Source organism: Curtobacterium sp. MCPF17_021 (genome assembly GCF_003234605.2).
GTDB lineage: Bacteria > Actinomycetota > Actinomycetes > Actinomycetales > Microbacteriaceae > Curtobacterium > Curtobacterium flaccumfaciens.
In genome coordinates this window covers 2292242-2304946 of sequence record NZ_CP126252.1, presented here as the reverse complement: position 1 = coordinate 2304946, position 12705 = coordinate 2292242, and the positions used below count along the sequence as shown (strand labels likewise).

The following is a 12705-nucleotide window of genomic DNA, read 5'->3' as shown; positions in this document are numbered from 1 at the left end:
GAGCCCACAGGGCAGCGCCGGTCTGCGCCGGGAGCGCTGACCGTGGTCACGAGTGGCGGCGAGCACCACCCGCGGAACGGCACTCGGCGGGACAGCCGCTGGGCCGTCCCGATCCGTCGGGTCTTCCCCTGGTGGTACCTCGGCGGTGCGGTTGCGACGATGGCGATCCTGATCGTGGTCGATCCCGGCGGCAGCCAGGCCACGGTGGCCTTCTGGGGACCGACGATCGGGATCGCGATACAGGACCGCGAGCGAGCTGCGCGTGCTCGACTGGACCGCGGCCTCCCGGTCGACCGACGGTCGATCCTGTCGCCTCCGTGGCTCGAACCGACCTGCGCGGTGTTGCTCACCGGCGTGGCCGTCGGACTCGGCATGCTCATCAACGCGCTCTTCGGACACAGCACGTCCGTCACGACGTGGGTCGGAGCGGGGGTGTTCCTCGGGGGCGCCGCGTCGTTGGTCGGTCTCCTGCTGGTCCTGAGGAACCGACGTCGCCAACGGTCGAGCGTTGCGGACGGCCAGCCGGACGACGTCAGCTGACGGGGCGCTCCGAGAGGAACCGCCCGGCTCGTCGGTACTGCACGGCCAGTTGCACGAGCCCGAGCACCACCGCGAACGACGCGACGAGCTCGATCAGCTTGATGGGCAGACTGTCCGTGCTCACCGCCGTCGAGGCGGCGAACAGCATCACGGCGCCGAAGATCGGCAGGATCCCGAGCGTGGCTCGACGGTTCTGCAGGGCCACCGCGACGACGATGTCCGCGTGCTCGTCGTCGATCGGCTCCTTGCCGGCGATCTGACGCCGCACCGACCGCTGCTCCGCGCGGGAGAGCGGGCTGCTCACCGATCGCCAGCGAGTGACGTAGTGACCGGAGCGGAAGGCCCACACGAAACCGACGATGCCGACGACCAGCCCGAGCAGCAACAGCAGGAGCTGGACGAGCAGCTGCACGCCATCGCGGCCACTCGCGTGGTTGCTCCCGGTGGCCGGCACCAGCACCAGTGCCAGGACCACCCCGACCGCCCACGACACCAGGACGAGTGCCCCCGCCCACACGAAGACGCGCGTCCGGCGACGGCGGAGCCCGTCGTCACTCTGGCCGTCGGCGAGCCGGGCGGCGGCTGCCCAACGCTCGGCTCCGGCTGGGTCGGTTGCGGGGCTGGTCATCGTTCGGGTCCTGACGTCGAGAGTCTCTCGACTCTACGGGTCACGGTCGGTGCGGGTCGCGCGCGCGACCCCGGAAGCGACTGGCGTCGGATCCGCAGGAGGGGATCGCCACCGACCCGCTTCGTTGTGATACTTGGACATGCTCGAGTTGGTGAGACCGCAGACGGCGTTGTACGAGGCGTGGGCCGAAGCGCATGCCGAGTGGGGGCCGGGTGTGCACGAGGACGGATTCGGGATCACCGCGCACGACGACGTCGGCGACGAGGACGGGTTCCGCACCTGGGTCGGCCGACTGCACGCCAGACCCGGGGCCCTCTGGTGGATCGTCGAGGACGGCCGCGTCCTGGGCGGGATCGCACTCCGGGCGCCGGGAGACGCGGCCGGCGTGCAGCGGTTCGGCCACGTCGGGTACGGGATCCGCCCGTCGGCGAGGGGCCGAGGCGTGGCGACCTGGGCGCTGGGCCAGGTGCTCGCGCACGCGTCGCGCGTCGGGATCGACCCGGTGATCGCCGTCTGCCGTGACGACAACGACGGCTCCATCGGGGTGCTGGAGCACTACGACGCCGTCCTGCTGTCGACCGAGCGCCGCGGTGGCGTGCGGCTGCGACGGTACGCGATCGCCAGGTCGCACCGGAGACCCGGATGACGGGGCCGGGGCGGGGGTGCGAGGCGTGCGGAGGAAGACCGCGACAAGCGGGACGGACCCGCACCGCGCCTCCCGGTCGGCCGAGTCGGACTCGCGCCGGTAGGATCGATGACCATGGTCGAACTGGACTTCACCGAGCAGCTCTCCGCCCTTCGCGAGACCTTCGGCAACATCCGCTCGGTGGTCGACGTCGACCGCCTGCAGCGTGAGATCGCCGACCTCAGCGAGCAGGCCGGGGCCCAGGACCTCTGGGACGACGTCGACCACGCGCAGCAGGTGACGAGCGCGCTCTCGCACCGCCAGTCGGAGCTGAAGAAGATCACCGACACCGAGCAGCGCATCGACGACCTCGAGGTGCTGGTCGAGATGGCGAACGAGGGCGACGACCAGGAGTCCGCTGACGAAGCGCTCGCCGAGCTCAAGGCGATCCAGAAGATGATCGGCGACTTCGAGGTGCAGACGCTCCTCGACGGCGAGTACGACGACCGTCCGGCGGTCATCACGATCCGCGCCGGTGCGGGTGGCGTCGACGCGGCGGACTTCGCCGAGATGCTCCTCCGCATGTACCTCCGGTACGCCGAGCAGCACAACTACAAGACCACCGTGATGGACACCTCGTACGCCGAAGAAGCGGGCATCAAGTCCGCGACGTTCGAGATCGACGCCCCGCACGCGTTCGGCACACTGTCGGTCGAGGCCGGCACCCACCGCCTGGTGCGGATGTCGCCGTTCGGTGCCGCCGGCAAGCGCCAGACCTCCTTCGCCGCGGTCGAGGTCATCCCGCTCATGCCGGAGACCGCCGTCATCGACATCCCCGAGAACGACATCCGCGTCGACGTGTTCCGCTCGTCGGGCCCCGGCGGCCAGTCCGTCAACACGACCGACTCCGCGGTGCGCCTGACGCACATCCCGACCGGCACCGTCGTCTCGATGCAGAACGAGAAGTCGCAGATCCAGAACCGTGCGGCCGCCATGCGCGTGCTGCAGTCGCGCCTGCTCCTCCTGAAGAAGGAAGAGGAGAACGCGAAGAAGAAGGAACTCGCCGGCAACATCACGGCGAGCTGGGGCGACCAGATCCGCTCCTACGTCCTGGCGCCGTACCAGATGGTCAAGGACCTCCGGACGGAGCACGAGGTGAACAACCCCTCAGCCGTGTTCGACGGCGATCTGGACGGCTTCATCAACGCGGGCATCCGCTGGCGCAAGCAATCCGCTGCCGAGTAGGGGTTCCTGAGCCGCGCGCCTCGCTTGCTTTCCAAGCGGGGCGACCTACCCTGATCCGGTCATGATCAAATTCGACCAGGTCACCAAGGTCTACTCGGGCAACCCGAGTCCGGCGCTCGACAACCTCACCCTCGAGATCCTCAAGGGCGAGTTCGTGTTCCTCGTGGGCGCGTCCGGTTCCGGCAAGTCCAGCTTCCTGCGCCTCGTGCTCAAGGAGGAGAAGCCCACCAGCGGGCAGATCCACGTGCTCGGGCAGCGCCTCGGGTCCCTGGCATCGCGGAAGGTCCCGTACTTCCGCCGCAACCTCGGCGTGGTCTTCCAGGACTTCCGTCTGCTCCCGAACAAGAACGTGTTCGACAACGTCGCGTTCTCGCTGCAGGTCATCGGCAAGAGCAAGGGCTTCATCAGCGAGGCCGTGACCGACGTGCTGAAGCTCGTCGGGCTCGCCGGCAAGGCCACTCGCATGCCGCACGAACTCTCCGGTGGTGAGCAGCAGCGTGTGGCCATCGCCCGCGCCGTCGTGAACAAGCCGGCGATCCTGCTGGCCGACGAGCCCACCGGAAACCTGGACCCCACGACGTCCGCCGGCATCATGGCGCTCCTCGAACGCATCAACCAGGGAGGCACCACCGTGCTGATGGCGACGCACGACGCCAGCATCGTGAACCAGATGCAGCGTCGGGTCATCGAGCTCTCGAACGGCACCGTCCTGCGCGACGAACAGTCCGGCGGCTACCAGACCCAGGCCGTCCCGATCCAGCGAGGCACCGTGTCCAACACCACCGGCATCCAGACGATCCCGGGGCTCATCCGATGAGGCTCGGGCTCGTCATGTCCGAGGTCGGCTCGGGCCTGCGGCGCAATGCGTCGATGGTCGTCTCCGTCGTCCTCGTGACCTTCATCTCCCTGACCTTCGTCGGCACGGCGATCCTGCTCCAGATGCAGATCAACCAGATGAAGGGGTACTGGTACGACCGGGCGCAGGTCGCCGTCTACCTGTGCACCGACACCGACACCACGGGCAACTGCACCGGCGCGAAGGCCACCGCCGACCAGCGCGAGCAGGTCCAGGCGCAGCTCGACTCGTCGACGCTCAAGCCGTACATCGAGAAGACCTACTACGAGAACCAGGACCAGGCCTTCACCCGGTTCAAGGAGCAGTTCAAGGACTCGGCCGCGACGGAGTTCGTCAAGCCGGAGTACCTGAACGAGACCTTCTGGGTGAACCTGAAGAACCCGTCGCAGGCAGACGTCCTGGTCGAGAGCCTGTCGAAGGTCGCCGGCGTGCAGAGCGTCGTCGATCAACGCGGGTACCTGCAGCCGATCTTCAACCTGCTCAACGCCTCGTCGTACACGGCGATCGGCATCGCGGCGCTCATGCTCGTGGCCGCGGTGCTGCTCATCGCGACGACGATCCGCCTGTCGGCGTTCAGTCGACGGCGAGAGCTCGGCATCATGCGGCTCGTCGGTGCGTCGAACCGGTTCATCCAGACACCGTTCGTGCTAGAGGGGGTGATCGCCGCCGCCATCGGAGCCGTCCTCGCCGGTGGCGCCATCACCGCCGTGGTCTGGTTCTTCGTCCGGAACTTCCTGGCGGAGCGCTTCACCGGCACGGCGTTCATCGGCATGGGGGACGCGGCCATCGTGGTCCCCGCGGTGATCGTGATCGGGGTGCTCCTCGCCGCGGCGTCGGCGTCGATCGCCATCCGCCGGTACCTGAAGGTCTGACGAGCACAGCATCCGCGAGCGGGCGGCGCGCCGGGAAGGTGCGCCGCCCGCTTCGTGTTGAGTAGTCTGTAGGGCTGCGCGGAACCACCCAGGCAGCGCACTGCACCGGTCACCATCGAGAGGAGTCGTCATGGCGAAGGAACGCGGGGAGAAGATCGTCGCGACGAACCGTCGCGCACGGCACGACTACCTCATCGAGGACACGTACGAAGCGGGCATGGTCCTGTCCGGCACCGAGGTGAAGTCCCTGCGGATGGGGCGCGCGTCCCTGGTCGACGGGTACGCCTACATCGACGGTGGCGAAGCGTGGATCGACGCCGTGCACATCCCGGAGTACACCGAGGGCACGTGGAACAACCACTCGCCGCGGCGGAAGCGCAAGCTGCTCCTGCACAAGCAGCAGATCGTGAAGATCTCGCACAAGACGGCGCAGGGCGGCTACACCCTCGTGCCGCTGCAGATCTACTTCCACGACGGTCGGGCCAAGATCGAGATTGCCGTCGCGAAGGGCAAGCGCGAGTTCGACAAGCGCCAGGCCCTGCGCGAGAAGACCGACAAGCGTGAGGCCGAGCGGGCCATGCGCACCCGGAACCGCGTCGGAGAGTAGCGCCGACGCACCTCCTCGGCTAGACTGAGGGACTGCTCCGACAGGAGCATTGGCAACTCAACAGCGTGACAGCGGCTCGCACGTCCGGCCCGCATGGGGATGATCGGTTTCGACATTGCCTGTGTGCCGACGGGAAGCGGGCCGAGGACCCACGGTTATCTCGTAAACGATCCGTGGAAAACAACAAGTGCCAATTCCAAGCGCACTGACTTCGCTCTCGCTGCGTAAGCAGCCCAGCACATGAAGTCCGTCGGCCAGGTGACCGTCTTCTAACCTGATCCCGACGTCATCCAGAGGACTTGCTGCACGGTTGCGCCTCAGGGCCGTGCGGGACTTGCACTGAGACTGGGCCCGTCGTCCTAGAAGCCGGTAGCAAAGGACGGGGCCGAGCAGAACGAACTATCCGGATACGCCCGTAGAAGACGTCGAATTGCAGCGATGGACGGGGGTTCGATTCCCCCCATCTCCACCATTCGCCGAACGACGACCGCTGTCACGCTGCGCCACCTGAACGCCCCGACACCGTCCCCTGGACAGTGCCGGGGCGTTCGCTGTTCCGCCACGTCCGAGGACTACGCTCCGGAGCAGGCGCGCAGAACACGCTCGCGTCGAACCCGAACGAGAGGTCAGCACGTGGTGCAGGAGATCGCGATCCGTGTCCGTCTGCGGGAGCAAGAACGAGTGGTGCTCAGCGAGTACGAGCGGATCGTGGGCTCCGTCGCCACGGTCGCCGCTCTCGCCGCATGGCTGCCGAACCCCGACACCCGTCTGGTCGTTCGCGGCCGCGGCGCGGAGCCGGTTCGCCTCGAGACCGTCACCTACGGCTCGGTGGTCGAGATGCTCGTCGTGCTCGACCAGCGCTCCGCCGGGGTCGAACGTGCCGCCGCAGCCATCGCCGCGCTCATCGAGTCGGTCCGGCACGAGCACGTCGCCGACGACGTCTCCGGGGTCGCCGGGGAACTCGATCGGCTCGACCGCGCTGCCCCGCGCGGACGCTCCGCCGTGGAACGCGCGCTGCGCACGTTCCTCGAGGGGGCACGGTCCGACGTCCTCGAGCGCAAGACGACCACCCGGGTCCGGACCGCGCAGGCGCTGCTCCGACTCGCCGAGGCGGACGCGGTCCTGACGGTCGAGCGGGTCGCCGACGCCCTGGCACCGGTGCTCGAGGAGCACGCGGTCGACGTCGAGCTGGACACCGGCTCGGCCGTGGTCGTCGAGCCGATCGACGGGGTGGAGTCGCCGGAGACCGAGGCTGTGTCCGCCGACGCCGACGTCTCGCAGGCGGATCCGGAGGCCGTGTCGACCGTCCTGCCGCTGCCGACGGGTGCGAGCAAGGCCAAGTCGAAGAAGGACGACGGGAAGAAGAAGTCCAAGAAGGACGACGGGAAGAAGAAGTCGAAGAAGGACGACGACGGCAAGAAGAAGTCCAAGAAGGACGACGACGGCAAGAAGAAGTCGAAGAAGGACGACGACGCGAAGAAGAAGTCCAAGAAGAAGAAGTAGCTCGCAGCCGCTCCCGCTAGAAGTCGAACAGGTTCGCCCGGATCCCTCCGTCGCCGTACTCCCGTCGCAGCAGGCCGCGGCGCCGGAGCACCGGCACCAGGTCGCCGAACATCCGGTGGATCTGCGCCGGGTGCAGGTCGCCCGAGAAGATGATCCCGTCGTTTTCGGCGTCGCTGCCGAGCTCCTCGATGAAGTCCGCGAACTCGTCGGCGGTCCCCACGAACCCCGAGCGTGACGCGATCCGCCCCTGCCGCGCCTTGCGGGTGAGCAGCTCCCGCAACGGTGCGTCCGGGGTGTCCCCGAGCAGCCCGCGGATCGTGCCGGCCGAGACGTGCTCACCGAAGGTCCCGTCGGGCACCGGGGCATCCAGGTCGAGCGCGAGCAGGTCGGTCTCGGAGTCGCTCGACCACGCGATCGCCGCCGCACGCAGCGCGTCGTCGGAGGGGTGCTCGGACGCCGCGACGATGCGGTCGGCCTCTTCCGGTGAGGACACGATCACGGGCTTCAGCACGAACAGGATCCGCAGGTCCGCGGTGGACCGCCCTGCGGCCTCGGCTGCCGCGATCACCCGGGCTCGGTACTCCGTCACCGCGACGGCGGACAGCGGCGCGAGTGCGAGCTGCACGTCCGAGTGGGTGCCGGCGAACGCGAGCCCTCGGCCCGAGCCACCGGGTGAGACGACCACGGGGTCCGACGCCAGCGGCAGCGCGTTGAGCGGACCGTCGGCGGTGAAGTGGGCGCCCTCGTGGTGGAACGCGTCGAGCGCGTCGCCGTCCGCGAAGTGCCACGAGTCCGGTGCGCCGACGTACGCGTCGCCCCACGAGTGCCAGAGCCGGCGGAGCAGCGTGATCCACTCCTCGGCGCGGTCGTACGCCTGGTCGTGCGGCAGCGGCGGCAGGCCGGCGTGGCGCGCGCTGCCGACGTCGGTGACGACGTTGATGCCGAGACGGTCCGAGGACAGGTGCGCCAGGGTCGCGAACTGCCGTGCCGCCAGGTACGGCGGGGTGATGCCCGCGTTGACGGTCGGCGCGATGCCGATGTGCGAGGTCGCGGCGAACAGGTACGGGGCGAGCAGCAGCGGGTCGTGCTTCGGGCCGCCGTACGCCTGCCGGATGCGCAGGTCGAGGGTGGCGGGGGAGCCGAGCGAGACGGCGTCCTCGGCGATGACCAGGTCCATGCCGGCCTGTTCGAGCGTCCGGACGGACTCCTGGTACAGGTCCGGCTTCGTCCAGTCGTGGCCCCAGTCCCAGTCGGACCGGCCCCAGGCCTGCGGGCCGAAGCCGCGCGAGAAGAAGTACCCGAAGTGCTGCAGCTCGGCCATTCAGCGCTCCTGCCGGTCGAGGGCCGGCCGACCGACTGCCGTGCGTTGCGCGTCGGACGCTCCACGTGCCTCCAGGCCGGCGGCGGCGTCTGCGGACCGCACCGCGACGAGCCCGCGTTCCAGGTCGCGGAGCAGGTCCGCGACGTCCTCGATGCCGACCGACAGCCGGATCAGGCCGTCGTCGATGCCCTGCTCGGCTCGCTCCTCCGGCGTGCGGCCGGCGTGCGTGGTGGTCGCCGGGTGCAGGATCAGCGAGCGGACGTCGCCCAGGTGGGTCATCCGGCTGAACAGCTGCACGGCGTCGATGAACGCCCGCGCGGCGGCTTCGCCACCGGCGAGCGTGAAGGCGAAGACGGACCCGGCCCCGCGGGGCAGGTAGCGCTGGGCGAGGTCGTGGAACGGACTGGAGGCCAGGCCCGCGTGGTCGACGCTCGTCACCTCCGGCTGCTGGTCCAGCCAGGACGCGACGGCCAGCGCGTTCGCGCAGTGGCGTTCCACCCGCAGTGACAGCGTCTCGATGCCCTGGCGGAGCAGGAACGCGTTGAACGGCGACGGCGCCGGGCCGATGCGTGCGGCGACGACGTCGCGGGCGAACACGGCGAAGGCCCGGTTGCCGTACCGGTCGACGTAGCTCTCGCCGCCGAGGGACCGCTCGGGGCTGGTCAGGTGGGTCCAGCGCTCGGGGGCGGCGGACCAGTCGAAGCGGCCGCCGTCGACGACCACGCCGCCGAGTCCGGCTCCGTGCCCGGAGAGGAACTTCGACGCCGAGTGCACGACGATGTCCGCACCGTGCTCGACCGGGCGCACCAGGTACGGCGTGGCGAGGGTGTTGTCGACGATCAGCGGGACGCCGGCGCGGTGTGCGGTCTCGGCGACGCCGGTGATGTCGAGGACGTCGTTCTTCGGGTTCGGGATCGTCTCGGCGAAGAACGCCTTCGTGTTCGGTCGGACCGCGGCGGCCCAGGCGTCGAGGTCGCGGGCATCGGTGACGAAGTCGACCTCGATGCCGAGCCGGCCGAGGTTCTGCAGCAGCAGCCCGCGCGTGCCCTCGTAGATGCTCCGGGCGCTGACGACGTGGTCGCCGGCCTGCAGCAGGCCGAGGAACGCCACGGTCGCCGCCGCCTGACCGCTGCCGACCAGGATCGCCTGGACACCGCGTTCGAGCAGCGCCACGCGACGCTCGACGTCGGCGTTCGTGGGGTTGCCGAGGCGCGTGTAGGTGTAGCCGTCGTCGGTGTCGGCGAAGCGGTCGCGGGCCTGGTCGAAGTCGTCGAACAGGAACCCGGAGGACATGTGGATCGCGGGGACCCGGGCGCCGTGCCCGGCGTCGGGCACGAAGCCGCCGTGTACCTGCTCGGTCGCGAAGCCGTGGTCGTCGGTCGCCATGGGACACCTCCGGGGGTCGTCTGGCGGTAGCCTCGCAGCCGCTCAGCGCGGACAGGCGATTGCGGCCCCCGGTTACGCGAGCGCAGCCTCAGACGAGCGCGCGGACCCCGGCGACGACGGTGTCCCAGACCTGGAGCAGCGGCTCGCGCGCCAGCCACACGGCGACGGCGTTCACGGCGACGAACAGCACGAACCACAGGGACGCCGGCACCCGCATCTCGGCCGCGGCGATGTGGAAGTCGGTCTGCACCCGGGCGCCGGTGACGATCCAGCGACCGACCTGCACCACCGAGCGCAGGCCGTCGACGACGAAGAACGCCCCGACGGCGGCGACCACCAGGACGGTCGCCTCGGACGGGCGGACGGCCACCCACAGGGCGAGCGCGTCGAAGCCGAGCACGACGAGCAGGCCGAACCAGTTCCGGACGAACGCCAGCGCGACGAGCCCGATGACCGCGAGCACCACCACGGGCAGCCAGCGGGAGCCGTGCAGCACCCCCGTCACCAGGAGCACGCCCGCCCACAGGGGTGCGCTGTACCCGGCGTACAGGTTCAGGATCCGGACGAGCCACCGGATGCCGCCGGGCACCCGGCCGAGCTGGACCCAGGCCTCGCCGGACCCGTCCGGGTGCAGCTCGATCCGCTGGATCCGCCCGCCGAACGGCACGACGACGATCGCGTGCCCGACCTCGTGCGCGATGGTCGCGGCGATGCGGGCCACGCGGCCGACGAACGGCACGAACGGCAGGACGGCGCCGACGAGGAGCGCGACGAAGACGAGGGGCGGGGCTGCGGTGGTCAAGTGACCAGCATCGCAGCCCCGCCCAGGAAGACCCTGCGGGATCCGGTCAGGAGAGCCCGGGCATCGTCAGCACCACCGTGACCAGGACCACGGTGCCGGCGATCGCCAGGGCGGTGAGGACGGCGAGGAAGACCGTCAGGCGGTTCACGCGTCGGCGCCCGGCTATTCGACCGTCACCGACTTCGCCAGGTTCCGGGGTTTGTCGACGTCGCACCCGAGCTGCAGGGCGAGTTCGCGGGCCAGCATCTGCAGCGGCACGACGGCCTCGAGCGGACCCCACGGCGCGGTCATCGCGCCCCAGGCCAGGTCGCCGGTGCCACGGCGGCCGAGCGCGGGGATGTCCGCCGACTCGCCGCCGATCGTGATGACGAAGCCACCGCGTGCGCGGACCTCGGCGATCGCCGACTGGATCTTCGGCTCACCGTGGTCGATGACGACCACCGGGGTGCCGTCGTCCACCAGCGCGAGCGGCCCGTGCTTGAGTTCGCCGGCGGGGTAGGCCTCGGCCCAGCGGTAGCTGAGCTCCTTGAGCTTCAGGGCGCCCTCGGCGGCGTACGGCAGTCCGGCACCGCGGCCGAGGAACAGGAAGCCGGTCGCCTCCTTGACGCTCGACACCAGCAGCGGCATCCGCTCGGCGGACACCCGCGCGGCGTGCTCGATCCGGGCCGGCAGGTCGAGCAGTTCGTCGACGAGCACCTGCGCGCGGGACGGTTCGATGCGGCCGGAGGCGACCATCGCGGAGATCATCGCCGCGACCCCGACGACGACCTGCGCCGTGAACGTCTTCGTGGCGGCGACCCCGATCTCCGGGCCGGCGTGGCAGTCGAGCACGGCGTCGGCCCGTCGAGCGAGCGAGGAGTGCATGTTGTTCGTCAGCGCGAGCACCGGGTGGCGGTCCTCGAACCGGTCCAGGGCGCGGAGCACGTCGGCCGTCTCACCGGACTGGCTGATCGCGACGACCAGGGTGCCCGGACCGAGCACGGCCTGGTCGGCCTCGCTCGCGACGACGATGTCGGTCGGCACACCACCGATCCCGCGCAGTGCGGTCGCGATCACCTGGCCCGCGTTCAGCGACGTGCCGCAGGCGACGATCGCCAGCCGGTGGAAGCCGGCCAGGCCGAGGCCCACCCACATGCTGCCGTCGGCGGTGCGGCGGGTCACCCGGTCCAGGATCGTCGCGACGACGTCGGCCTGCTCGTCGATCTCCTTCGCCATGTGGTCGGTGTGGTCGCCGAGGTCGAGTGCTGCGGCGGCGAACGGGGACGGCGTGGGGAACGGCACGGGCACCGTGATGCCGTCGGACGACCAGGTCCAGGCCTCACCGAGCTCGACGACGTCGCCGTCGCGCAGCGCCACGAACGTCTCGCACCACTCGGCGATCGCGCCGATGTCGCTCGCCACGAAGTCACCGCGGCCGGAGCGGGCGACGACGAGCGGCGAACGGTCGGCCGCCACGACCATCCGGCCGTCCCGGGCGTCCAGGACCACGATCGCCCACGAGCCCTCGAGTTGCGCCGTCGCGATCTGCACCGCGAGCATCAGGTCCGGGTCGACCGCCAGCGCCCGCTCGACCAGGTGCGCGATGACCTCGGAGTCGACGTCGGACCGGAAGCGGTGGCCCTGCGCCTCGAGCGTCTGCCGCAGTCGCTCCGCGTTCTCGATGATGCCGTTGTGCACGATCGAGATCCGGCCGGTGCAGTCGGCGTGCGGGTGCGCGTTCGCCTCGCGCACGGCACCGTGCGTGGCCCAGCGGGTGTGGCCGATGCCGACACCGGTGAACGCGTCACCGGAGCGTGCAGCGACGAGCGTGCGCAGGTCGCCGACGCGGGAGACCGAGCGGATCGTCTCGGTGCGGCCGACGGCCGTCCGGACGGCGATGCCGGCGGAGTCGTACCCGCGGTACTCGAGTCGTTCGAGTCCGTCGAGCAGGTAGGGGGTCGCGTCGTCAGACACGCGGGCCGCGATGATGCCGCACATCGGCTGTCCCTTCGGGGGAACGAGAGTGGGTGGAACGGGGAGGTGGAACTGGTGCGGCACCGACCGCCGTCGGGTCTGCCGCGCGTCCGGGGCCTCCCGGCCCGGGAACCGACGCCCGTCCTCGGATCAGGCGAGGACGGACGCCGGTGTCGTTGGGCCGAGGGGTTCGGGTACCGGACTCAGGTACCGCGGGCTGGCCCCCGGGGGAGGGGCACGGCGGTCGGTGCAGGAGAAGCCTCACCCGCCGCCGACCACACGGCAACACCCGTCGGACGCTCTTGCGGTTCCCCGCGTGCGGGGGCACACCGCGCTGCGGTCGCGTGCGGACTCCCGCAATCGCCGT

General features: G+C 70.3%; 12 protein-coding genes and 1 other RNA gene. 8 read left to right on the top strand and 5 right to left on the bottom strand.

Features of this window, described 5'->3' with window-relative positions; all coding sequences use genetic code 11:
- Positions 1–42: 42 nt before the first annotated feature.
- Entirely contained in the window at positions 43–540 is a 498-nt protein-coding gene (locus tag DEJ29_RS10835; RefSeq protein ID WP_111094588.1) for a hypothetical protein, read from the top strand.
- On the opposite strand, the gene DEJ29_RS10830 is transcribed toward DEJ29_RS10835, so the two are convergent.
- A complete protein-coding gene (locus DEJ29_RS10830) occupies positions 533–1168 on the bottom strand; it encodes a hypothetical protein (RefSeq protein WP_111094589.1) in 636 nt (211 codons plus the stop codon). The genes DEJ29_RS10835 and DEJ29_RS10830 overlap by 8 nt on opposite strands.
- 151 nt (positions 1169–1319) lie before the next feature.
- Between DEJ29_RS10830 and DEJ29_RS10825 the strand changes: the two genes are divergently transcribed.
- The 7 genes from DEJ29_RS10825 (at position 1320) to DEJ29_RS10795 (ending at position 6876) form a co-directional block, all read left to right on the top strand.
- Entirely contained in the window at positions 1320–1814 is a 495-nt protein-coding gene (locus tag DEJ29_RS10825) for a GNAT family N-acetyltransferase (protein ID WP_214564971.1), read from the top strand.
- Positions 1815–1928: 114 nt separating this feature from the next.
- The gene (prfB, locus tag DEJ29_RS10820) at positions 1929–3038 is read left to right on the top strand and encodes a peptide chain release factor 2 (RefSeq protein ID WP_110863996.1); all 1110 of its coding nucleotides are present in this window, start codon (positions 1929–1931) and stop codon (positions 3036–3038) included.
- A 61-nt stretch (positions 3039–3099) separates the two neighbouring features.
- On the top strand, positions 3100–3855 hold the full coding sequence (gene ftsE / locus DEJ29_RS10815) for a cell division ATP-binding protein FtsE (protein WP_017888215.1): 756 nt from the start codon (positions 3100–3102) through the stop codon (positions 3853–3855).
- The gene (gene ftsX, locus DEJ29_RS10810) at positions 3852–4766 is read left to right on the top strand and encodes a permease-like cell division protein FtsX (RefSeq protein ID WP_027465852.1); all 915 of its coding nucleotides are present in this window, start codon (positions 3852–3854) and stop codon (positions 4764–4766) included. The genes ftsE and ftsX overlap by 4 nt, the downstream gene beginning before the upstream one ends.
- 130 nt (positions 4767–4896) lie before the next feature.
- The gene (gene smpB / locus DEJ29_RS10805) at positions 4897–5373 is read left to right on the top strand and encodes an SsrA-binding protein SmpB (protein WP_027465851.1); all 477 of its coding nucleotides are present in this window, start codon (positions 4897–4899) and stop codon (positions 5371–5373) included.
- Positions 5374–5468: 95 nt separating this feature from the next.
- Positions 5469–5845, top strand: a transfer-messenger RNA (tmRNA) gene (gene ssrA / locus DEJ29_RS10800).
- Positions 5846–6006: 161 nt separating this feature from the next.
- Positions 6007–6876: a hypothetical protein gene (locus DEJ29_RS10795; RefSeq protein WP_111094590.1), complete on the top strand. Its 870-nt coding sequence runs from the start codon at positions 6007–6009 to the stop codon at positions 6874–6876.
- A gap of 16 nt (positions 6877–6892) precedes the next feature.
- Here DEJ29_RS10795 and DEJ29_RS10790 read toward each other — a convergent pair whose 3' ends face one another.
- The 4 genes from DEJ29_RS10790 to glmS all read right to left on the bottom strand — a co-directional run bounded on the left by DEJ29_RS10790 (position 6893) and on the right by glmS (position 12362).
- Positions 6893–8197 (bottom strand): LLM class flavin-dependent oxidoreductase, encoded by a 1305-nt coding sequence (locus DEJ29_RS10790; RefSeq protein WP_111094591.1) that lies wholly within the window; start codon positions 8195–8197, stop codon positions 6893–6895.
- Positions 8198–9583, bottom strand: a complete 1386-nt coding sequence (locus tag DEJ29_RS10785; protein ID WP_111094592.1) for an O-acetylhomoserine aminocarboxypropyltransferase/cysteine synthase family protein — start codon at positions 9581–9583, stop codon at positions 8198–8200.
- 88 nt (positions 9584–9671) lie between these two features.
- Positions 9672–10385 carry a M50 family metallopeptidase gene (locus DEJ29_RS10780; protein ID WP_181438148.1) on the bottom strand — a complete coding sequence of 238 codons (714 nt, stop codon included), beginning with the start codon at positions 10383–10385 and terminating at the stop codon, positions 9672–9674.
- A gap of 162 nt (positions 10386–10547) precedes the next feature.
- The gene (gene glmS, locus DEJ29_RS10775; RefSeq protein ID WP_111094593.1) at positions 10548–12362 is read right to left on the bottom strand and encodes a glutamine--fructose-6-phosphate transaminase (isomerizing); all 1815 of its coding nucleotides are present in this window, start codon (positions 12360–12362) and stop codon (positions 10548–10550) included.
- Between the last annotated feature and the right edge of the window lie 343 nt (positions 12363–12705).